We start from the raw sequence: 20,547 nt of genomic DNA, 5'->3' as shown, positions 1-20,547 counted from the left end.
ATGAACGTCCATAGTGTCTCCTGGGTCCGAGAAAACATGTTGCCCCCCTATGAGCGGCCGGCAGGCCAAACCGGTATCTTCCAATGGATGAAGAAGAACCTGTTTAACAGTTGGACGAGCACACTTCTGAGCATCGCTTCGGTGGCCGCGGTCCTATGGCTCGTATCGGCTATCGCCCCATGGCTTGGCAATTCCATCTGGAAAGCCAATTCCCTTGCCGAGTGTCGGCAGATTCTCGATGGAGCGTCTGGCGCCTGCTGGGGCGTCATTCGGGATCGATGGACGCAGCTTCTTTTCGGTTTTTATCCGCCGCAATCCTATTGGCGGCCGGTCGCGGCCTTCGTGCTCCTTCTGCCTGCATTGGCGCCGGCCCTTTTTGCAGCCCTGCCCCGAAAGATGCTCTGGTTCAGCGCCGTTTATCCGGGATTGGTCTACTGGCTGATCTGGGGTGGCTCGTTCTGGTTTCCCGTCACGCTTTATCTTGCCTTCGCCGCTGGCGCGGTCGCCTTCGCCCTGCTGACGCGGAAAAACGCGGCGGCGGCAACCGCAACGGCAATCTTCACGACCATCCTCTGGTGGGTCTATCTCGCCGGTCCACTCGCGACATTCCTCGAAAAAGCGGCCCCGGTCTCGCTTGAAAGCGTGGCATCGAGGCAAATCGGCGGGTTTCTGCTGTCGATGATCATCGGGGTCACCGGTATCGCAATGTCGCTGCCGCTCGGCATCCTGCTCGCACTCGGCAGGCGTTCCGGCATGCCCCTCATTCGGACTTTGAGTGTTGTTTTCATCGAATTCATCCGCGGCGTTCCGCTGATCACGCTGCTGTTCACGGCCTCGCTCCTTCTCAATTATTTCCTGCCGCCGGGCACGAATTTCGACCTCATCCTGCGTGTCGTGATCATGGTGACCCTCTTTGCCAGCACCTATATGGCCGAGGTCGTTCGCGGCGGACTTGCGGCACTGCCGCGCGGTCAATACGAGGCTGCCGAGGCGCTGGGGTTGAATTATTGGAAAGCACAACGCCTGGTCATTCTCCCGCAAGCGCTGAAAATCTCGATACCCGGCATCGTCAACTCGTTCATCGGGCTCTTCAAGGACACGACGCTCGTCATGTTCATCGGCCTTCTCGACCCAATCGCTCTCGCCGCCGCCATTCGCGCCAACACCAATTGGCAAGGCATATATTGGGAACTCTACATCTTCATCGGTGCCGTGTTCTTTGTCTTCTGTTTCGGCATGTCGCGCTACTCGATGTATCTCGAGCGCCGGCTGAAAACGGATCATCGTTAGGAGAATATGGATGACCAATACAAACACGCAACGCACGCTTTTGCAGGACGACCGGATCGGATTTGCAGGTATCGCTGTCGAAATCACGTCCATGAACAAGTGGTATGGCGACTTCCATGTCTTGCGCGATATCGATCTGACGGTTCGGCGGGGAGAACGGATCGTCATCTGCGGACCGTCCGGCTCTGGAAAATCGACCATGATCCGCTGCATCAACAGGCTCGAGGAGCACCAATCCGGCAAAATCGCCGTTGATGGCATCGAACTCTCCAGCGACCTGAAGAAAATCGAAGAAGTCCGTCGTGAAGTCGGCATGGTATTCCAGCACTTCAATCTCTTTCCGCACCTGACCATCCTTCAAAACTGCATTCTTGCCCCTATCTGGATCCGCAAGTTGCCGGAAAAAGAAGCCCGGGAGCTTGCCATGCACTTTCTGGAGAAGGTCAGGATACCGGATCAGGCGCACAAATATCCGGGCCAATTATCAGGCGGCCAGCAGCAGCGCGTGGCGATCGCGCGATCATTGTGCATGAAGCCGAAAATCATGCTCTTCGATGAGCCCACCTCCGCACTTGATCCGGAGATGATAAAGGAGGTACTCGATACAATGATCGCGCTTGCCGAAGACGGTATGACCATGCTTTGCGTGACCCACGAGATGGGATTCGCGCAGGCTGTGGCCGACCGGGTGATCTTCATGGACCAGGGTCAGATCGTCGAGCAAAACGAACCCAAGGCCTTCTTCAGCGCCCCGCAATCGGAACGCTCGCGGGCATTCCTCGGTCAGATATTGGGACATTGAGTTTTTGACGGACTAAAAATGATTACACTGCTATTCAAACCGATCCGCCGCGCCGCGGTACTGCTCGGTATCGTGCTCTTTCTACCGTTTGCCGCAGGCGCGACCGATCTTCTGCAACCGCTCGGCCGCGCGGACCGTCCGGTGGGCTCCGCGACCGCTCCGGTCACGGTCATCGAATACTCATCTCCCACCTGTTCTCACTGTGCGACATATAGAAACGAGACAGCGCCGAAGATCGCGGAGGAATTTGTTGAAAGCGGGCAGATTAGAATTCTGTTCCGGCCTTTGGTTCGCAATAATGTGGACCTTGTTATCTTCATGCTGGCAGAGACACAGCCGCAACCAAAGCCCGTTCTGGACAGGTTCTACGCCCGTCAGGACGACATCTCGAACTCCAGTAATCTGGAACAGACGTTACGCGAAATCGCAGCCTCTGTGGGAATCGATCGCGACGCTTTTAATGCGGCAGTGGCGAACCAATCTATATTAAACAACCTCAAGACGCTTACCGATCAGGCGCAGAACGACTTCAAGGTGGAGGGCACGCCGACATTCTTCATCAACGGCAAGAAAATTACCGGCGCCCCAAGCCTTGAAGCAATGCGGCGCGAGATCGCCGCGGCTCTGGAAAGAAAATAGTTTCTGTTGCCGACTGGCGCGCAAGCCTAACAGCACAATTCGCACAACGAAGAAGCCGCGCCGGTCCGTCAAAAATGAACCCGACGAGCGCCAGCGCATTTCCGGTGAGTTGAAGGCTGCCGAACACGAGCAGCGCCAGATCATCCAGCAGATCAGCGACCGTGCCGCCGAGGGCCGCCCTCGTCTGGCTGCGCTCGACGATCTACTCGACAACCTTGAGGAGCGCCTGGCCAGGCTCCAAGCGCGCCTGAAGCAAACGCCGGCGTCAGCGCCGCAAGGTAAGTCGGCTTTGCAAGGGCATCACCAACGCTGACACACACAACAGCAATAACAAGCACGGGTATACTGGTGGCGAGACCAACCGTGACGAAGCCTACGGAGATCAACATTCCGTCGGAAAACCTCTGTGCATTGCTGGATATGCTATCATTTAAGAAAGCGGCCACTTTAAAGCGAACCACGCGACGAGTGAGATTCTCGATAAGCTGGAGCAACGGGGCGTGAAGATGAACTGACGGCAGGACGAACTGTCAAACCTCTTTCCATGACCATGCGGGAATCAAAAGGAAGCTCGCTCCAACTCCGATTCGATCTTAATCCTTTAAACTGGACCAGTTGGCCAAGAGTATTTCGCTTGCCCTCTGGTTTGATGTCGAGCACGACAAAGTATTGGGTGCCCAAGCACGCTCTTTCATTTCATTATCCCTTGCCGTCCTACTGAAGTTGCCCCTCACATACCCAGTTCTCGGTACGCCTGAAGAAATTCACCGGCAGCAGCCCTTGAGCGTGAAGACGCCATTGATATCGTGCCCGAACTATAGCGGCAGCACGCGTATCGAGGAGTACGCGGCCGCTTCCGGGGAGGATTTCATGAAGTTTTTTCTGGCGCTTTCGCGCGCCATTGATACCGCCAATTCTGCTATTGGCAAAGGTATTTCGTGGCTGCTGCTCGCCGCCATTCTCATCAGCGCCATCAATGCCGCCATGCGCAAGGCGTTCTCGATGAGTTCCAACGCCTGGCTTGAATCCCAGTGGTATTTGTTCTCCGCTGTGTTTCTGATCGCCGCCGCCTACACGCTCCTCAACAACGAGCATGTTAAGGTCGATCTGATTTACGGAAGCCTGCCGCGCAAGGGGCAATTGTGGGTCGATATCCTCGGGACCATCTTCTTTCTTATGCCCTTCTGCCTCATCACGGTTTATCTCTCCTGGCCGGTGTTCCTGCAGAAATTTGCCTCCGGTGAAGTTTCCAACAACACGGGCGGGCTCATTCAATGGCCGGTCTGGGCGCTGATACCAATCGGCTTCAGCTTACTCGCCCTTCAGGGCGTGTCGGAACTCATCAAACGCGTCGCAATCCTGCGCGGCGATATCCCCGATCCGGTTGCAGCGGCTGATGCCGCGGCAGCAATGCTCTGATCGAAGGAAGAAACAATAATGGCATTCCTTGCGGAAAATCTCGCGCCGATCATGTTCGCCGCGCTCATCATCGTGCTGCTGTTCGGCTATCCGGTCGCCTTCGCGCTGGCTTTTGTCGGCTTTGTCTTCGGCTTCATCGGGATAGAACTCGGCCTGCTGCCAGCCACGCTGTTCCAGGCCATTCCCGATCGCATATTCGGCCAGATGTCGAACGAAACGCTGCTGGCGATACCGTTCTTCACCTTCATGGGGCTCATTCTTGAAAAGAGCGGCATGGCGGAGGATTTGCTGGACACGATCGGCCAGCTGTTTGGACCGGTCCGCGGCGGCATTGCGTTTGCCGTGATCTTCGTCGGGGCAATTCTGGCCGCCACCACCGGCGTCGTCGCCGCCTCGGTCATCTCGATGGGCCTCATCTCGCTTCCCATCATGTTGCGCTATGGTTATGACCGCAAGGTCGCCGCCGGCACGATCGCGGCTTCCGGCACGCTGGCGCAGATCATCCCGCCCAGCCTCGTCCTTATCGTGCTGGCTGACCAGCTCGGCCGTTCGGTGGGCGACATGTACAAGGGCGCGCTCGTTCCGGGTCTCATGCTCGTGGCGGCCTATACGCTCTATATCATCGTGACCTCAATCATCAGCCCTGCAAAGGTCCCGGCCCTCCCGCTGGAGGCGCGGACCCTGCGCGGCACCAAGCTGCTGCTCAAGGTCATCACCTCGCTGGTGCCTCCGCTCGTCCTGATATTCCTCGTGCTCGGCACGATCTTTCTCGGGATCGCCACCCCCACGGAAGGTGGCGCCATGGGTGCTGTCGGCGCGCTCGCCCTTGCGCTTGCCAACCGTAAGCTCAATTTCGGCCTGCTCCAGCAGTCGCTCTACGCCACGGCAAAGCTGTCGTCCTTCGTTCTGCTCATCCTGCTCGGCGCGCGCGTCTTTTCCCTGACCTTTTATGGCGTGAACGGTCACGTCTGGGTCGAGCATCTGATGACATCGATCCCCGGTGGCGAGATCGGCTTCCTGATCGTCGCCAACCTGCTGGTGTTTTTCCTGGCCTTCTTCCTCGACTATTTCGAGCTGGCCTTCATCATCATCCCGCTGCTGGCGCCGGTCGCCGATGCGCTTGGCATCGATCTGATATGGTTTGGCGTGATGCTGGCGGTCAACATGCAGACGTCGTTCATGCACCCGCCCTTCGGTTTTTCGCTGTTCTTCCTGCGGTCCGTCGCACCGACGCGTGCCTATAAGGATCGGATCACGGGACAGACGATCCAGCCGGTCACCTCGACCCAGATTTATCTCGGTGCCATTCCCTATCTTTTCATCCAGCTCGCCATGGTCATTATCATCATCGCCTTCCCCGGAATAGTGATGCACTACAAGTCGGGTGCCAAGGTCGCCGATCCCTCGGCCGTCCATATCAATGTACCGATGCCCGGCGCAGGTGGCGACGCCGATCCGTTCGCTAATCCTTTCGCCCCTGGCGGCAACGCACCAAGCTTCGGCAAGCCAAGCAACCCCTGACATTCGGACGGGCATACAAGCGCCCGCCACACCCCATCGACGCACCAAGCGTCGGTCACTTCAATAAGAGGAGGTAATCTTATGAGGAACAATCTGGACCGCAGACACTTCTTGTCCGGCGGCGTGCTTGCCGGGGCGGCTGCGGCCGCTTCGACGCTCGCCACGCCGGCCATAGCGCAATCTTTGCCGAACGTTCGCTGGCGCCTGACGTCAGGCTTTCCGAACAATCTGGACACCATCTACGGCGGCGCCGTGGTCATGGCGAATGCGCTGAAGGCAATCACCGGCGGCAAGTTTGAAATCCAGGTCTTCCAGGCCGGTGAAATCGTTCCCGGCGCCCAGGCCATCGACGCCGTAAAAGCCAATACCGTCGAGATTTCCCATACCTGCGGCTACTATTTCACGGGGAAAGATCCGACATTCGCCATCGGCTCGACCATCCCCTTCGGCCTGAACGCCCGCCAGCAGAACGCATGGCTCTACCATGGCGGCGGCAACGAGGCTTACAACGAATTCCTTTCCGACTACGGCGTCATCGGCATTCCCGGTGGAGCGACGGGCGCCCAGATGGGCGGCTGGTATCGCAAGGAAATCAAGAGCGTCGAGGATATCAAGGGCCTCAAGATGCGGATTGCCGGCGTCGCAGGGCAGGTGCTTGCCAAGCTTGGTGCCGTGCCACAGCAGCTCCCGGGCGGCGACATCTATCCGGCGCTGGAACGGGGCACCATCGATGCCGCAGAGTGGGTCGGTCCCTACGACGACGAAAAGCTCGGCTTCTACCAGATCGCGCCATACTACTATTACCCCGCGTTCTGGGAGGGCGGACTGACGATCCACTTCTTCGTCAACAAGGACCAATATGCAGCCCTGCCTGATGAATACAAGGCAGCACTCGACGCCGCCTGCAAGGCCGCCAACATCAACATGCAGGCGCTTTACGACGTCAAGAACAAGGATGCTATCCGCTCGCTGGTTTCCAAGGGCACGCAGCTTCGCCCGCTGCCCCGCGATGTGCTCGACGCCGCCTACAAGGCGACCTTCGAGCTTTATGACGAGTACACACAGAAGCATCCCGCATGGGCCAAAATCTATCCGGGCTGGAAGAAATTCCGCGACGAGAGCTTCGAATGGTTCCGCGTTGCCGAATATACCTATGACAGCTACGGCTATGCCATGCAGACGGCCGGCAAATAAGCCGACATAGACTTTACCGAGGCCCCTGGATGGCGACATTCCGGGGCCTCGAGCCTCTGGCGGCTATTCTTTGATAAGCCCGTTATCTATCGCATAGCGAATGAGACCGGCAGTCGTCGCTATATCCAGTTTCCTCTTGATATTCTTGCGATGGGTTTCCATCGTGCGCTCGGCGATGTCGAGCGCCAGGGCAGCGTCGCGATTACTCTTTCCGCGCGCGATCAGCAGCAGAACCTCCTGCTCGCGTGTCGTCAGCGCCTTCAGCCTGCCGGAAGACCCCTCCATCAGCACATCGCGAACGCCAGAGGAAAAATAGGTGCCGCCGGCAGCCACGGTTTCGATTGCGGCAACTATTTCTTCGGTCGCCACGTCCTTCAGAATGTAGCCGGCCGCACCATACATGACCGATGTCGATATATATTCCCGGCTGTCATGCATCGACAGCATCAGCACCCGGGCGGAAAGCTGCTTTTCCTTGAACAGTTCCAGGGCATCGATGCCATTGATCTGCGGCATGTTGATATCCATCAGTACCACATCGGGCCGCGTGGCGACAGCTGCGTCGATACCGGCCATGGCGGACAATGCGGTTCCAACGACTGCGAGATGCTCGTAAGTCTCGAGGACGGCCCTCAACCCATCCAGAACCAGAGGATGGTTGTCGATCAGCAGCACACGGATCGGATGAACGGTCACTCGGCGGCCTCCTGTAAGCCGCTATTGCGATCCTTCATAGCGGTGATGGGCAGCACCGCCCGCAGAACGGTTCCCCTTGCGGAGCTTTCGACATCCAGCCTGCCCCCGAAATGCGTCATGCGTTCCTGCATGTTTCTCAAACCGAGCCCCTTGCTTGCCGGCATCCCGTTCTCTGTCCGAACGGTCGGAAAGCCGCGGCCATTGTCGCTGACATCCATCTGTACCCGTTCATCGCGACTGGAAAACCGGATGGCGACCTGTGTCGCGCCGGCATGGCGCTCGATGTTGGTCAGCGCCTCCTGTGCGACACGGTAAAGCGCAACCCGTGCCTCCGGGACAAGCATATGCTTGAAGGCCACGGATTCAAGCATCGCCGCTATTCCCGTACGTTCGGAAAAACTCGAGATGAGGGATTCCAGAGCTGCCGTCAGCCCCAGATCGTCGAGGACACGCGGTCGAAGATCGTGGGAAATACGACGTACCTCCTTGATCGCCTCATTTAATGCGACGGCGCCCTTGCCGATCGCCTCGGCGGCTCCGACATTGTCAGGCGCCACCTTGCGCCGCGCGAGATCAATCGCAAAGCGCACTCCGACGAGATTTTGAGAAATGCCGTCATGCAATTCTCTAGCAATGCGCAGGCGCTCCTCTTCCTGGGTATCGATAACCCTCTGCATCAGTTCCTTGAGCCTTCCGTCTGCCAGCCTCTGCTGACGCAGATTGAGCAGCATGCAGGTGGCGAACACCAGCAACACGGCAGGGACCGCAAACAGTGCAACAATCAGGAAATTCCATGTAATGGAACGGCGCATTTCCTCCTTCGCCGCCGCTGTCGCGGCAAAAACATCATCCAGATAAACCCCTGTACCGATCATCCAGTGCCATTTGTTGAGGCCGGCTGCAAAAGAAAGCTTATCAGCCATCTTCCCGGTCGAGGGCTTCTCCCACTTATACTGGACGAGACCGCCTCCTCCTTTCGCCTTGACTATCAGGTCATAGATGACGCGGTTGCCGTCGGGATCGTAAAGATCCAGCCAATTACTCCCTGGACGAAAGCTTTGTCGCGGATGAACGACGTTCACGCCGTCATAATCATAGACAAAGAAATAGCCGTCCGTACCATAATCGAGGTCAGTCAGAATTCGCTTGACCTCCTCCTTCGCAGCCTCGTCATCAGTTCCCGCCCTGTCATAGACCGAACGGATCGCCGAAAGGGCCAAATTGGTGAGGTTAAGGAGTTCAGCCTCCTTTGCAGCGAGCATGTTTCGTTCGAACGCATCGATGCTCGTGCGCGCCAGCGTCATAGACTGCCACGTAATCAGCGCTGTGATAACGATAATCGCAAGAACGAGAGGCCCGATGGCCAATGCGAGAATCTGGTTCCTGAGTCTCATGCGGCCCCTCCGACACATTCGCTCTCACTTACCCTCAGCTAACAATACTTCATACGGCAAGTCGAGCGTGTCAGAACGTGATCCTAAGGCGAGATAGAAAGAGGTTCGGGAAATCTGTGCCGCGAGGAACAGTGTGACGCCCTCCGAATAGTGTCACCCAACCGCTGAGATAGAACAATTCGCCCTCGCCGGGGGGACTGAAAGGTTCCCACCCTCGTCCGTGTTATGCGCCCTATCTGGTCGCTTATGTGATATCGCAGGACCGCGCCTGCGGTGGGCGGCTCGATGCGGCAATAAAGCTGGCGACTACACCGGCAACGGAATAGTGTAGGATACCGCAAGGATGATCATGATCGGTACGACCTTGCGAATGTCAATTTGCTCAAAGCTGACCGCTCCGATATCGTCGTCATCGCGCATATTCAGGATCAAAAAAATTTGGAATTGGGAGCAACATTGTGCGCCTAGCCCATTGTTCATGTCATCAGCTAACAGTGGTGACAAACGGCGAACCCCATAAGATATCCGTTTGTCACTGTCGTGCATGCCAGCATCGTACCGGTTCAGCGTTCGGTGTCGCAGTGTTTTATGCTACCGATCAAATCAGGGCGTCGGGGAAACACCAAACCTATATACGACCTGGAGATAGCGGAAAGCGCCTAGAGTTCCGTTTTTGCCCCACTTGCGGATCAACCGTCTACTGGATACCGGAATTTCGGCCTAACCTCGTCGCTATCGCCTTGGGCTGTTTTGAAGACCCAGATGCTATGGAACCAACTCAGAGCGTGTATGAAGCGACCCGCCATACATGGGTTTCTCTATCTTTTCGAGATTCTGGATAGAGATGAAGGCCGAAGGCTTCAGCACGAGCTTTCAGGAGGTTACACACAATGGCTATTGAAGGGATCTGAACCTCCGACCCTTGCCCATCGCGTACTAAGCCACTGGAAACAGCCGAATTCGTTGCGAGTTTATCGGCTGCGCCATAACCACTACTATGGAACCTCAGACGGCTGCCGTCGGATTTCAGTCCCGAAACCAACAACAGCTCCCGCCCAGCCATTTCCAGCGGCCTGATCGTAGCAGTCGTGGCCGCCGTAAGCCACCTTGTCGCCACCGAGGCAGTTCAGGCCACGGCCTGTGCGCCGGTGATTTCGACAAGCGAACCGCACATGAACGCCGCCTCATCGGAGGCAAGGAAGGCGACAAGCGCAGCAACCTCTTCAGGCTTGCCGATCCGGCCGAACGGAACCATCTTGTCGAGGTCGGCCATCGTCCGCCCCGAGCGTTTAACGCCGGCTTCGAGCATCGGCGTATGGATTTCACCTGGGCAGACGGCGTTTACGCGGATTTTGTCCGGTGCGTAGTCGCGCGCAAGGTTCTGCGTGAACGCGGCGACGGCGGCTTTGGTCGTGTTGTAGGCGATGTGGTTCGGGGCCGGATAAAGTCCCCACTGCGAAGCGGTGTTGACGATCGCCCCGCCACCCCCGGCGATCATATGCGGTAGCGCAGCCCGGCAGAGATGGAACATCGAGTCGAGGTTTACAGTAAAGCTGATGTCCCAGTCCTCGTCGGACAGTGACAGCAAGTTTCCGCGCCGATTGATGCCTGCATTGTTGACAAGGATGTCAATCCGCTCTTTGAGAGCGAATGCCTTCTGGACTAGATCGAAGCACGGATCCTTCTTCGAGATGTCGGCAGCGATCACGAGTGCCGTGCCGCCTTCCGCCTCGATGCCCTTCACAACTTCCCGAGCCGCCTCTTCGTTTACGTCGGTGACCACGACCAACGAGCCTTCCAACGCCAAGCGACGCGCGATCGCAGAGCCGATGCCGCCGCCCGCACCCGTCACGATCGCAACCTTGTTCTCAAACCGTTTCATGGAATCTCTCCCAGTTATCTGATATAGCTTCCACCGTTGACGTCGAGTGTCGCGCCGTTAAGCGACGCCTGTCCCGGCCGTAGAATGAATGCAACGAGTTCGGCGACTTCGCCCGGTTCGGCCATCTCGCCGATCGGAATGTCCGATACCGCCGCCGCTTTTCCATGCGCCGCGATAAACTCTTCCGCCATGTCGGTGCGTACCCATCCAGGCGCGATCGCGATCGCAGTCACACCATCGGGGCCGAAGCTATGGGCGATCGACTTTGTCAGATTGACGAGGGCAGCTTTCGTCGATCCATACGGCATCGCGTCTGCCGCATAGCCGCGCTGGCCTGCCCGGCTCGCCATGTTGACGATGCGCCCACCGCCGTTCGCCTTGAAGTGCCGGATAGCTTCCTTGGAGAGATCCGCGGCGGCGAAAAAGTTGATCTGGAACTCGTGTTGCCAGGCGGCCTTCCAGTCCGAAGCGGAAGCCTCGATGGAGATTTCGGTACGGATCCCTGCATTGTTCACGAGCGCATGGATCCTTCCCGCCACCGCCAGGGATCTCTCCCACAGTTCGAAGGGGCCTTCGTCAGATGAAAGGTCACCCTGCACGATCCAGCCAACTTCGCCGATGTCGGAAAGCAATCGCTCGGCACTCGTGATGCCTCGCCCGTAGTGGATGATCGGCCGAGCGCCTTCAGCAGCTAGTTGCTTGACGACAGCCACGCCGATGCCGCCCGAGGCGCCGGTCACGAGTACGTTCTGCCCTTCGAGTGCCTTAGTCATCTCTCACCTCATTTCAGGAGGCCGACCTGCGGTCCCCAAGTGTCCGACAATGCAAAACCCGTCATGAACGGGTCATCACTTTCCACTCGCAATTCGGTTCGACCGTACACATAGCCACGCCCTGTGATACTTGGAAGCACGGCCTTGCGACCGCCAATCTCGGTCTCTCCGATTGCCTCGGCAATGAACTCACCGCCGATAATCGATCTGGACGTCCGCGCATCGCCTACGGTGACGAGACCCCGCGCGTGAAGCGTTGCGAGATTCGCCGAGCTTCCAGTGCCACACGGAGAGCGGTCGACGCGTCCCGGCTGGAGTGTGGTGCAAGTGCGTACGGCACCGTCCGGTTCGTTGTCACGGAACATGACGTAGGCGATCTCGTCGACGCCAGGGAGCGTCGGATGCGACACGCTTACCTGCTCGGCAAGAAGCCACTTGAGTTCAATCCCTGCCTCCGCGAGCTTTCGGGCGTTGTCGGGCGCGATCGTGAGGCCGACTTGCCCAACGTCCACCAAGGCGTAGTAGACGCCGCCGAACGCAATATCGACCTTAATGCGTCCCCACGCCGGGGTGTCGATCTCATGGTCCAGCAGCTCTGCAAAACTCGGCACGTTGTTGAGGCTGACACCGACGCAACGACCGTTCTCACAGCGGGCCAGGGCCACGATCAAGCCCGCGGGTGTATCCAGCCTGACGGTCGTCTCAGGTTCGACCATAGGAATGCGGCCGCTCTCGAGAAGGGCAGTTACGACGCAGATGCAATTGCTGCCAGACATGGGATGAGCGCGATCAGCCTGAAGCACGATGAAGCCGGCGTCGGCGTCCGGCCGTGTCGGGGCGACCAGCAGGTTCACCGACATGGCGACGTTGGCACGCGGTTCGAACGTAACGAACCTGCGAAGACTATCGTCCACGTTATTGATATGGTTCATCTTGTCCAGCATGGTCGCTCCGGGGATTTCCGGAGCGCCGCCGACGAGGACGTGGCCAAGTTCTCCCTGGCAATGAACCAGAATAAGGTCGAGGTGCTTTCCGAATTCCATGCTCACTGGCCTCACTTGATGTACCAGCCCCAGGGTTTGTTGGTCACGTACTTGGTGATCTGCTTGGTCTCGAGGTAGTTTTCGAGACCCCAGTGTCCGAGTTCTCGGCCGATACCCGATTCCTTGTAGCCGCCCCATGGCGCTTCCGTGAATGTCGGCTGCGAGCAGTTGATCCAGACAATGCCGGCGCGGAAGGCGGCTGCGACGCGCTCGGCGCGAGCGTCGTCCTTCGACATCACGGCCGCTCCGAGACCGAAACGGGAATCATTCGAAAGCTCGATCGCCTCGTCCTCGGTCTTGAACGGCTTGACGCAGACGACCGGTCCGAAAATCTCCTCGATCCAGGCGTCGCTATCCAGCGGCACGTCGGTGAGGATCGTTGGCTGCAGGTAGTAGCCCTTGTCAAAGCCTTCCGGACGTTCGCCGCCGCTGGCGACGGTAGCTCCCGCCTTTCGCGCGCCCTCGATCGCGGCGACGACGTTCTCATATTGCTTCTTTGATACGAGCGGTCCAAGGAGCACGCCCTCGTCGAGGCCGTTACCGATCTTGATCTTCTTCGTCTCCTCGACCAATCGGGCCATGAAACGATCGTAGATGGTATCCTGGACCAGAACGCGCGACGTGCCGGAGCAGACTTGTCCTTGGTTCCAGAAGATGCCGAACATGACCCACTCGACCGCGTCGTCGATATCCACGTCCTCGAACACCACGAATGGCGACTTGCCACCGAGTTCGAGGCTGATGCGTTTGATGTCGCGCGCAGCGGCGGCCATGATCTTCGAGCCCACCGGGCCAGAGCCCGTAAAGGCCAGCTTGTCGACGCCCTTGTGATCAATGATGGCCTGCCCGGCGACCGAGCCGGTGCCGGTCAAGACGTTCAGGACGCCCGGAGGAAGCCCCGCCTCATCTGCGACCGCCGCAAGCTCAAGCGCCGTAAGCGAGGTGAGTTCTGCAGGCTTCAGGACGATCGTGCATCCTGCCGCTAGGGCCGGAGCCACCTTCCAGGCGGCCATCAGAAGTGGGAAGTTCCAGGGGATGATCGCGCCGGCCACGCCGACCGGTTCCTTGACCGCCTTGGATGTAAAGCGATCGTCCGGCAACGCGATGATTTCTTCCGGATTGTTGTCGAGCTGCTCGGCGAGGTCCGCGTAGAAGTCGAAGCAACCGGCCGCGTCCGCAATATCCCAGTCCGCTTCGGGAAACGGCTTTCCATTGTCGAGGACTTCAAGCTTGGCGATCTCCGACTGCCGGGCGCGGATACCGTCCGCGATCGCGCGCAGATACTTGGCGCGCTGCGCTCCCGTGAGCTTAGGCCAACCGTCCTTGTCGAACGCCCGGCGAGCAGCTTTCACCGCGATGTCGACGTCTTCGGCCGTGGCGGAAGCAATCGTTTGAATGACTTCCTCGGTCGCCGGGTTCGTCACGGTGGAAGAGCCACCCTTGACCGGCTTCGCCCACTTACCATCGATATAGAGTTCGGTTCGCATTGTCAGTTCCCTTGCCTTCGTTGGTCGCAGCCGGTTTAGAACCGGTCGACGCGATAGGGTTTCATGTCAACGGGCGGCGCAGCGCCCGTAATGAGATCCGTCATCAGACGGGCTGTGGTGGCCCCGTAAGTCAGGCCAAGATGTCCGTGACCCGTTGCGTACCAGACATTCGTTCTCTTTGCGGACCGGCCCATCACCGGCACCGTGTCGGGCATAGCCGGCCGATGGCCCATCCATTCCGTGGCGCCCTCCACCTGCAGCTCGGGAAGCGCTTCCCTTGCCCGCTTCACCAGCACCTTAGCCCGACGGTAGTCAGGGGCGGCGTCCAGCCCCGCCATCTCGACCGTGCCGCCAACACGGATGCCTCCTGCGGTCGGCGTGACCATGAAGGCACGAGCCGGCCAGATGAGAGAGTGACGCATGGAGACGCCGGGCGCCTGGATTTGCGTATGGTAGCCGCGCTCGGTCTCGAGGGGGATCGGCTCGCCGAGCATGGCCGACAGTCGCCCAGTGAATGCCCCTGCGGCGAGAACCACCCTACCCGCTTCAATCCTTCGTCCGTCTTTCAAGCCCACGGCGCTGACGCCACCGCCTTCATGTTCAAAACCCACGACCTCGCCGGTCTGAACGGAACCGCCCAGCGTCTTGAACTGGTCCGCAAGCGCTACGACGAGCTCATAGGGATTGGTTATGGACCGGTTGTCCGGGAAGAGCACCGCCTTGCCAATCTTCGTGGTGATCGCAGGTTCGAGGTCGCGAATGGCGTTGCTGCCAAGGACTTCATATCGAAAGCCAAACCGGTCGAGAATTTCGATATGTTCGTGGTCGGCTCTGAACTCGGCCTCGTCGGTGTAGACGCTGAGGCAACCCTCGGCGGAAATCATGTGCCGGAGGCCGGTCTCGTCGAGTAGCGCATCCAGGTCTTCGTAGACGCGACGGCACAGGACAGCGCCCGCCGACTCCAGCTCGCGAAGCTTTGAAGGTCGGCTGGCTGATAGAAAGCGCAGGAACCAGGGGATAAGCTTTGGCATGTAGGAGGGTCGAATACGAACCGGGCCTTCGGGATCGAGTATCCATCCCGGCATCTGCACCCAGATTCCCGGACGGGACGCAGGCATGAATTCAGTCACGGCAATGCTCGCCATGTTGCCATAGGACGCGCCCGTCCCCGGCTCGTTGCGATCAAGGAGCACCACGGTCTCGCCACGACGCTGTAATTGGTATGCGATTGCTGTGCCGATGATCCCGGCGCCAACGACGATAGTTTGAGACACTTCAGCTCCTCGGTCTTGGGAAGACGGCCGGAGGTCTGTCCCGGCCGGCCGCATCTTTTACCAATTCAGGATCGGCTGCATCGCAGCCTTGAATTCGGCCTTCTCTTCGGCGGTCAGCTCTCCGAGCGGAGCGCGGGTGATACCTACCGGAAGCCCCTGCAGCTCGCAGCCGTACTTCACCTTCTGCACAAACTTCCCGCTTTCGAGGATGTTCATCGCGCGATAGAGGACGATCATCTTCTCCCGCGCGGCCTTCAGGTCGCCCGAGCGGAAGGTCCGGTCGAGGTCAACGCAGGCCTTCGCCATGCAGTTGGCGGGTCCGCAGATCCAGGAGTCAGCACCCCAGAACATGAAGTCGAGAGCGATGTCATCCGAACCGGATACGAGGTCGATGCGGCCACTGTAACGCGAATGGATGTCGATGGCGCGCTGGAGGGATCCCGAGCTTTCCTTGATCCCCAGCACGCGCCGATCGTCGGCGAGCGCGTCCAGGATGTCGAAGCCAATCTCAACGCCGTCCTTGTAGGGGTAGCTGTAGAGAACGAGATTGACGTCGGTTTCCTTCAGCACCGTCTTGAAGTGTGAGAGGAGTTCGTCCTGCGTCGGACGGGTGTAGAACGGCGTTGCGAGCAGCACCGTGTCGTAACCGATTTCCTTGGCCGTCAACGTGTTCTCGATGACCTCTCGGGTGGCTGGCGCGTTAGTGCCCGCGATGAGGATCTCGCCGTCATTCGCAAAGTCCTTCACGAACTTGAGCACTTCAAGGCGCTCGTCGTTGGAAAGGGCGGAATACTCGCCAGTCGAGCCCATCGGGACCCAGCCCGTGACACCGGCGGCACGCAGCGCAGTCAGGTGCTTTTCGTAGGCCTTAAAATCGACCTTGCCGTTCGCGTCGAACGGGGTGATGAGCGCAGGCATGACGCCGGAAAGTTTCATGGAATTGTTCTCCTGTAACGGGCCGCTAGATTGCGAGTTTCTTGAGGATACGTCCCTCGACGAGCGTGACTGCTCGTGTGACCGGGAAAGCGATGACGAAGTAGATGAGAGCGACCACGGTGAGCACTTCGACAGGCCTGGCCGTGTTGTTGGAAATGTTCTGACTGACGAACATCAGGTCTGCCATGCCGACCGCCGAGACCAGTGCGCTCTCCTTGAAGAGGCTGACGCAGTTCGACAGAAGCGTCGGGATCGCGCGCAGGACGGCTTGGGGAAGAATGACGCTGGTCACCTGCACCCACGACGGCAGACCGAGGGCGACGCATGCATCCCTCTGCTCAGGCCCGATCGATTTGAGGCTGGCGCGAAACGTCTCGCTGGTGATCGCTCCCATGTAGAGCGTCAGGGCGATGACGCCGGAGGCGAAATTAGAGAGTTCGACGCCCAGGATCAGAGGAAGGCAGAAGAAGATCCAGAAAAGCTGGATGAGCACGGGCGTGCCGCGGAAGAACTCGACGTAGGTTCCGGAAATCAGGCGAAGAAAGGTGCTGCGCGATGTTCGCGCCAGGCCGACAAGGAAGCCAAGCATGCATCCCAACAAAATACAGACCGCCGTGAGCTCCAACGTCGTCATGAGCCCGAGAAGGAGCGCATGTTCGAACCTTGCGAGGACGGAGAAATCAAGCGACATATGAACCTCCTAGCTTGAGAGCATTTGACGGCGGCGCTCCAGAAACCCGACGATCTGGGTGACGGGGAACGACACGGCGAAATAGATGAGGGCCACGACGGTGAATGTTTCGATCGGACGATATGTTTCGGTGGCAAGCGATTTCGCTTCATACATAAGGTCGGCGATTGCAACGATGGCGACGAGCGCGCTCTGCTGGAAGATGACGATGCCGTTTGTTAAAAGCACCGGAACCGAGGCGCGGAACGCGGTCGGAAACACGATGTAGAGAACGCGTTGCCAAGGATTGAGCCCCAGCGCGATCCCGGCGTCGAGCTGCTCCCTGGGAACCGCCTGAATCGACGCGCGGTAAGCTTCGGCGTTGAAGGCTGTGAGGTTGAGGCCGAGCGCCATCACCCCCATCGTGATTGGATCGAGGAAGACGTCGAACAGCATTGGCACGCAGTAAAAGATCCACACGATCTGGACGATGGCAGGCGTACACCGGAAGAACTCGACGAAGAGCATGAACGGCATGCGAAGGAGCCGGTACGGGCTCATCAGCAGCAGGGCGAGGCCGAAGCCGGCGATAACGCCTATGATGTTCGCAGCGACCGTCAGCTCGAGCGATACCACCAGCCCCCGCAAAAGCGGCGCAAAGGAAATGGAGTTAAAGTCGAACGTGTAGTTCATCGCCACCTCCTATTGCTTGATGTGGAAAACGCGGTCGATGAATTCCTTGGTGCGCTCCTCCTTCGGAGAACCGAGCACCTGTTCGGGCGGACCGTCTTCGACCACGACGCCGCCGGCACAGAAGATGACGCGGGACGCGATGTTCTTTGCGAACCACATGTCATGCGTGACGATCATCATCGGCATGTTCTGCGAGGCGAGCTGCATGATCACCTGCTCGACTTCGCTGACAAGTTCCGGGTCGAGCGCGGAAGTCACCTCGTCGAACAACATCAGCTTGGGATCGAGCATCAGGGCGCGCGCGATGGCGACTCGCTGCTTCTGGCCGCCCGATAGCTGGGCCGGGTAGGCCTTGGCTTTCGCGCCTAGGCCGAACCGCTCAAGGAGAGCCTGCGCACGGGCCTGCGCCGACGCTTTCGGTTCGCCCCGGACCTTGCATGGTGCGAGCATCAAGTTCTGGATGACACTGAGATGTGGGAACAGCGTATAGTGCTGAAACACCATGCCGATCGAACGACGAACGTTGGTGTCGATGAGGGTCTTCTTGGCTGGCCCTTCCGAAGAGATGTAAGGCTTGCCGTCGAAACTGATCGAACCGCTGTCAATCTGTTCGAGGCCCATCATGACGCGGAGAAGCGTGCTCTTGCCGCCGCCGCTCGGGCCTATGACGACGACGCGGTCGCCGGGCTTCATTTCGATGTCGATGCCCCTGAGCACCTGAATCGCACCGTCGCCGTAGCTCTTGTGCAAGGCCTGCATTTTAACGAGAGGTAAATTGAAAGACATGGTCATGGCCGATCTCGGTTTACATCGAGTGCGGGACAGCGCCGACCAATAGGCGTCAGCGCTGTTGGCGATGTTAGTTCGAGCCCTTGAGGACCTGATCGACCGCCTTCTTGATCAGATCGTTGACGTGACCCGTTGCGACCTTCTCTTCAAGGAAGATGTTGACCACTTCGACATCGGCCGTAGACATGTTGTGCGGCAGGCCGAACGAAACGCCCTGCTTGGCGAGAGCCGGCGTCGGGCTGAGTGCGACCGCCCAGTCTGGATTCGCCTGCGTCAGAAGCAAATTGGTGTCGGAGGCATCAACCAGGATGTCTGCGCGCTTGGACGTCAGCGCCAGGCGCGTCTCGTCGTTGCCCGGCAGGCGCATGATCGTGGCGGTCTTGACCGCGGCCGAAATGGCCTTGTCCTGCGCGGTACCCGACATGACGGCGATCGTGACGCCAGCCTTGTCAACGTCAGCGACCGACGTTGCGCCCTGCGGGATCTTCGGGTTGTTCTTGTTGTAGACGAGAGAAATCTGGTACTCCATCGCCGGGATCGAGAACTGGACGGCCATGGCGCGCGCCGGAGTGCGGTTGAGCGCCAGGGAGACGTCCCACTTACTCGCCTGCAGGCCCGCTACTATGTTGTCCCAGGTCGTATCGACGAACTCAGGCTTGACCTTGAGGGCGTCGGCGAATTCACGGCAAAGATCGGCGTAAAAGCCCGAGTATTCGCCAGTCGCGGGATCACGCATGATGTAAGGCGGGGCGACGGCCGCACCGCATTTCAGAACGCCGGCCTTCTGGACGCCCTGCCAGTATCCTTCGGCGGTCTGGGCGTGGGCAGAGGTGGCGGACAGACCTGCCACCAGGGCGAGCGCGGGCATCGCCCGCAAGGCGGACGTTATCATCTTCGAAAGCATCGGCATTCCTCTTTGCTGTGCGCGAAGCGCGTTGTTCCACTCGTCGGCTTCAGCCGTTCTTTTGTTCTTATCTGTCGGCTTGGTGTCGACTGAAGATAAAATGTCAACAGCGTGTCGACAAAGTCAAGCGAAAAAATTACATTGCGAGCAGCGGGGTTTTCTGGCCCAATGCCGCATTGCGAAAGAAAGGGACCTAAGTGTCTGACGAGACTGAAACGAAGCGGGCGCGCGGAACCGGCTCGCGAAGCGTATATGAAAGCCTGAGAAATGAGATTCTCTCGCTCGCACTTCCTCCGGGCCAGCTCTTAGACGAGACGACGCTCGCAGAGCGCTTCAACATGTCCCGCGCTCCGGTGCGCGAAGCTCTCATCCGTCTCGGCTCGGACGAGCTGGTCGTAACACTTTCGAACCGCAGCACGATCGTCGCCCCGATCGAAGTCGCGACGTTTCCAAAGTACGTGGAGGCGCTCGATATCGCCCAGCGGATGAACACGCGGCTGGCAGCGGCGCTACGAACGGACGCCGACCTCAAGGTTATCGCAAAGCGCGACAAGGCGTTCGCCGCCGCGGTCAAGACCGGAAACCACCTCGCCATGTCGGAGGCCAACAAAGAATTCCATATGGCGATCGCCTACGCCGGCAAGAACCAATATCTCGCGTCCTTCTATGAGAAGCTTCTCTCGCAGGGACAGCGTATGCTTCATCTGCATTTCGAGTATCTTGAGAGAACCCACGAAGGCTATCTCCTGACTGACGAGCATACCAAGATGTTCGAGGCCGTCCGCGATCGGAATATCGATCTGGCTGACGAGCTGGCCCACGCTCACACGCGGCAGTTCCAGGACAATTTCATCAACTTCATGCGCGAGAACTACACAACGGATGTCACGCTCGGTCCATTGCGAGCTGCGGAGTAGATACTGAGCATCAACAGCATGGGCTTCGTCGGGACAATTTCAGAAGCGATGGCCCCAGGCCACCAGCCGGCAACCCTCGAAGTCCACGGCCTGATCGCCAGCATCCTCGCGCAGATGGACGTTCTCGACTTGATGGAACGCCGTTTTGTTGCCGAAGTGCATGCGGATTTCATCGAGAGGCTGGAGGCTGGTGAGATCGACACGGAGCAGAAACAAAAAAAGCT

22 protein-coding genes and 1 pseudogene are annotated in these 20,547 nt (G+C 58.8%); 10 read left to right on the top strand and 13 right to left on the bottom strand.

All coding sequences use genetic code 11. From position 1 onward, the window contains the following. The 7 genes from JZX89_RS19385 to JZX89_RS19355 all read left to right on the top strand — a co-directional run bounded on the left by JZX89_RS19385 (nucleotide 1) and on the right by JZX89_RS19355 (nucleotide 6,865). Complete coding sequence (locus tag JZX89_RS19385) at nucleotides 1–1,290, top strand: amino acid ABC transporter permease (RefSeq protein WP_207135067.1); 1,290 nt, start codon at nucleotides 1–3, stop codon at nucleotides 1,288–1,290. 10 nt (nucleotides 1,291–1,300) lie between these two features. Then, nucleotides 1,301–2,092 (top strand): amino acid ABC transporter ATP-binding protein, encoded by a 792-nt coding sequence (locus JZX89_RS19380; protein ID WP_305820700.1) that lies wholly within the window; start codon nucleotides 1,301–1,303, stop codon nucleotides 2,090–2,092. Between the two features lie 18 nt (nucleotides 2,093–2,110). Further along, complete coding sequence (locus JZX89_RS19375) at nucleotides 2,111–2,731, top strand: DsbA family protein (protein WP_207135066.1); 621 nt, start codon at nucleotides 2,111–2,113, stop codon at nucleotides 2,729–2,731. Continuing rightward, entirely contained in the window at nucleotides 2,685–3,044 is a 360-nt protein-coding gene (locus JZX89_RS19370) for a hypothetical protein (RefSeq protein ID WP_207135065.1), read from the top strand. Before JZX89_RS19375 ends, JZX89_RS19370 begins: the two co-directional genes overlap by 47 nt. A 557-nt stretch (nucleotides 3,045–3,601) precedes the next feature. After that, the gene (locus tag JZX89_RS19365) at nucleotides 3,602–4,150 is read left to right on the top strand and encodes a TRAP transporter small permease subunit (RefSeq protein WP_153515628.1); all 549 of its coding nucleotides are present in this window, start codon (nucleotides 3,602–3,604) and stop codon (nucleotides 4,148–4,150) included. A 15-nt stretch (nucleotides 4,151–4,165) separates the two neighbouring features. Then, nucleotides 4,166–5,671: a TRAP transporter large permease gene (locus tag JZX89_RS19360; protein WP_369809575.1), complete on the top strand. Its 1,506-nt coding sequence runs from the start codon at nucleotides 4,166–4,168 to the stop codon at nucleotides 5,669–5,671. A gap of 81 nt (nucleotides 5,672–5,752) precedes the next feature. After that, entirely contained in the window at nucleotides 5,753–6,865 is a 1,113-nt protein-coding gene (locus JZX89_RS19355; protein ID WP_174374752.1) for a TRAP transporter substrate-binding protein, read from the top strand. Nucleotides 6,866–6,928: 63 nt separating this feature from the next. On the opposite strand, the gene mctR is transcribed toward JZX89_RS19355, so the two are convergent. From mctR to JZX89_RS19340, 3 genes are all read right to left on the bottom strand, one after another. Beyond that, nucleotides 6,929–7,561, bottom strand: coding sequence for a two-component system response regulator MctR (gene mctR, locus JZX89_RS19350; RefSeq protein ID WP_046802201.1), 633 nt, complete (start codon nucleotides 7,559–7,561; stop codon nucleotides 6,929–6,931). Further along, on the bottom strand, nucleotides 7,558–8,955 hold the full coding sequence (gene mctS, locus JZX89_RS19345; RefSeq protein WP_153515626.1) for a two-component system sensor histidine kinase MctS: 1,398 nt from the start codon (nucleotides 8,953–8,955) through the stop codon (nucleotides 7,558–7,560). The genes mctR and mctS overlap by 4 nt, the downstream gene beginning before the upstream one ends. A gap of 306 nt (nucleotides 8,956–9,261) precedes the next feature. Beyond that, the gene (locus JZX89_RS19340) at nucleotides 9,262–9,501 is read right to left on the bottom strand and encodes a hypothetical protein (RefSeq protein ID WP_153515625.1); all 240 of its coding nucleotides are present in this window, start codon (nucleotides 9,499–9,501) and stop codon (nucleotides 9,262–9,264) included. Here JZX89_RS19340 and JZX89_RS19335 point away from each other — a divergent pair. Continuing rightward, nucleotides 9,411–9,797, top strand: a complete 387-nt coding sequence (locus JZX89_RS19335; RefSeq protein WP_207135196.1) for a GFA family protein — start codon at nucleotides 9,411–9,413, stop codon at nucleotides 9,795–9,797. The genes JZX89_RS19340 and JZX89_RS19335 overlap by 91 nt on opposite strands. A 284-nt stretch (nucleotides 9,798–10,081) precedes the next feature. Here JZX89_RS19335 and JZX89_RS19330 read toward each other — a convergent pair whose 3' ends face one another. The 10 genes from JZX89_RS19330 to JZX89_RS19285 form a co-directional block, all read right to left on the bottom strand. After that, nucleotides 10,082–10,837: an SDR family NAD(P)-dependent oxidoreductase gene (locus tag JZX89_RS19330; RefSeq protein ID WP_207135063.1), complete on the bottom strand. Its 756-nt coding sequence runs from the start codon at nucleotides 10,835–10,837 to the stop codon at nucleotides 10,082–10,084. A gap of 14 nt (nucleotides 10,838–10,851) precedes the next feature. Next, a complete protein-coding gene (locus JZX89_RS19325; protein WP_207135062.1) occupies nucleotides 10,852–11,610 on the bottom strand; it encodes an SDR family NAD(P)-dependent oxidoreductase in 759 nt (252 codons plus the stop codon). An 8-nt stretch (nucleotides 11,611–11,618) separates the two neighbouring features. After that, complete coding sequence (locus JZX89_RS19320) at nucleotides 11,619–12,653, bottom strand: proline racemase family protein (protein ID WP_207135061.1); 1,035 nt, start codon at nucleotides 12,651–12,653, stop codon at nucleotides 11,619–11,621. A gap of 11 nt (nucleotides 12,654–12,664) precedes the next feature. Beyond that, the gene (locus JZX89_RS19315) at nucleotides 12,665–14,140 is read right to left on the bottom strand and encodes an aldehyde dehydrogenase family protein (RefSeq protein WP_207135060.1); all 1,476 of its coding nucleotides are present in this window, start codon (nucleotides 14,138–14,140) and stop codon (nucleotides 12,665–12,667) included. 35 nt (nucleotides 14,141–14,175) lie between these two features. Then, the gene (locus tag JZX89_RS19310) at nucleotides 14,176–15,414 is read right to left on the bottom strand and encodes an NAD(P)/FAD-dependent oxidoreductase (RefSeq protein ID WP_369809571.1); all 1,239 of its coding nucleotides are present in this window, start codon (nucleotides 15,412–15,414) and stop codon (nucleotides 14,176–14,178) included. 57 nt (nucleotides 15,415–15,471) lie between these two features. Further along, nucleotides 15,472–16,350 carry a 4-hydroxy-tetrahydrodipicolinate synthase gene (dapA, locus tag JZX89_RS19305; protein WP_174374755.1) on the bottom strand — a complete coding sequence of 293 codons (879 nt, stop codon included), beginning with the start codon at nucleotides 16,348–16,350 and terminating at the stop codon, nucleotides 15,472–15,474. Nucleotides 16,351–16,375: 25 nt separating this feature from the next. Further along, complete coding sequence (locus JZX89_RS19300; protein ID WP_207135058.1) at nucleotides 16,376–17,041, bottom strand: amino acid ABC transporter permease; 666 nt, start codon at nucleotides 17,039–17,041, stop codon at nucleotides 16,376–16,378. Between the two features lie 9 nt (nucleotides 17,042–17,050). Continuing rightward, nucleotides 17,051–17,713 (bottom strand): amino acid ABC transporter permease, encoded by a 663-nt coding sequence (locus tag JZX89_RS19295; protein WP_207135057.1) that lies wholly within the window; start codon nucleotides 17,711–17,713, stop codon nucleotides 17,051–17,053. Nucleotides 17,714–17,722: 9 nt separating this feature from the next. Continuing rightward, nucleotides 17,723–18,505 (bottom strand): amino acid ABC transporter ATP-binding protein, encoded by a 783-nt coding sequence (locus tag JZX89_RS19290; protein ID WP_046802149.1) that lies wholly within the window; start codon nucleotides 18,503–18,505, stop codon nucleotides 17,723–17,725. A gap of 67 nt (nucleotides 18,506–18,572) precedes the next feature. Further along, complete coding sequence (locus tag JZX89_RS19285; RefSeq protein ID WP_207135056.1) at nucleotides 18,573–19,406, bottom strand: substrate-binding periplasmic protein; 834 nt, start codon at nucleotides 19,404–19,406, stop codon at nucleotides 18,573–18,575. Between the two features lie 197 nt (nucleotides 19,407–19,603). Here JZX89_RS19285 and JZX89_RS19280 point away from each other — a divergent pair, with 197 nt between their 5' ends. Then, nucleotides 19,604–20,323: a GntR family transcriptional regulator gene (locus tag JZX89_RS19280; RefSeq protein ID WP_046802150.1), complete on the top strand. Its 720-nt coding sequence runs from the start codon at nucleotides 19,604–19,606 to the stop codon at nucleotides 20,321–20,323. An 18-nt stretch (nucleotides 20,324–20,341) separates the two neighbouring features. After that, nucleotides 20,342–20,547: pseudogene (locus tag JZX89_RS19275) on the top strand (recombinase); the annotation flags it as partial.

Source organism: Agrobacterium burrii, from assembly GCF_017313405.1.
Classification (GTDB): Bacteria; Pseudomonadota; Alphaproteobacteria; order Rhizobiales; family Rhizobiaceae; genus Agrobacterium; species Agrobacterium burrii.
The sequence above is the reverse complement of the archived record's forward strand: the minus strand, read 5'-3'. Positions and strand labels throughout refer to the sequence as shown.

Coding starts and splice junctions, on each gene's coding strand:
- JZX89_RS19385 (WP_207135067.1), top strand. CDS start 1: ATGAACGTCCATAGTGTCTCCTGGGTCCGAGAAAACATGTTGCCCCCC.
- JZX89_RS19380 (WP_305820700.1), top strand. CDS start 1,301: ATGACCAATACAAACACGCAACGCACGCTTTTGCAGGACGACCGGATC.
- JZX89_RS19375 (WP_207135066.1), top strand. CDS start 2,111: ATGATTACACTGCTATTCAAACCGATCCGCCGCGCCGCGGTACTGCTC.
- JZX89_RS19365 (WP_153515628.1), top strand. CDS start 3,602: ATGAAGTTTTTTCTGGCGCTTTCGCGCGCCATTGATACCGCCAATTCT.
- JZX89_RS19355 (WP_174374752.1), top strand. CDS start 5,753: ATGAGGAACAATCTGGACCGCAGACACTTCTTGTCCGGCGGCGTGCTT.
- mctS (WP_153515626.1), bottom strand. CDS start 8,955: ATGAGACTCAGGAACCAGATTCTCGCATTGGCCATCGGGCCTCTCGTT.
- JZX89_RS19340 (WP_153515625.1), bottom strand. CDS start 9,501: ATGCACGACAGTGACAAACGGATATCTTATGGGGTTCGCCGTTTGTCA.
- JZX89_RS19330 (WP_207135063.1), bottom strand. CDS start 10,837: ATGAAACGGTTTGAGAACAAGGTTGCGATCGTGACGGGTGCGGGCGGC.
- JZX89_RS19325 (WP_207135062.1), bottom strand. CDS start 11,610: ATGACTAAGGCACTCGAAGGGCAGAACGTACTCGTGACCGGCGCCTCG.
- JZX89_RS19320 (WP_207135061.1), bottom strand. CDS start 12,653: ATGGAATTCGGAAAGCACCTCGACCTTATTCTGGTTCATTGCCAGGGA.
- JZX89_RS19315 (WP_207135060.1), bottom strand. CDS start 14,140: ATGCGAACCGAACTCTATATCGATGGTAAGTGGGCGAAGCCGGTCAAG.
- dapA (WP_174374755.1), bottom strand. CDS start 16,350: ATGAAACTTTCCGGCGTCATGCCTGCGCTCATCACCCCGTTCGACGCG.
- JZX89_RS19300 (WP_207135058.1), bottom strand. CDS start 17,041: ATGTCGCTTGATTTCTCCGTCCTCGCAAGGTTCGAACATGCGCTCCTT.
- JZX89_RS19295 (WP_207135057.1), bottom strand. CDS start 17,713: ATGAACTACACGTTCGACTTTAACTCCATTTCCTTTGCGCCGCTTTTG.
- JZX89_RS19290 (WP_046802149.1), bottom strand. CDS start 18,505: ATGACCATGTCTTTCAATTTACCTCTCGTTAAAATGCAGGCCTTGCAC.
- JZX89_RS19285 (WP_207135056.1), bottom strand. CDS start 19,406: ATGCTTTCGAAGATGATAACGTCCGCCTTGCGGGCGATGCCCGCGCTC.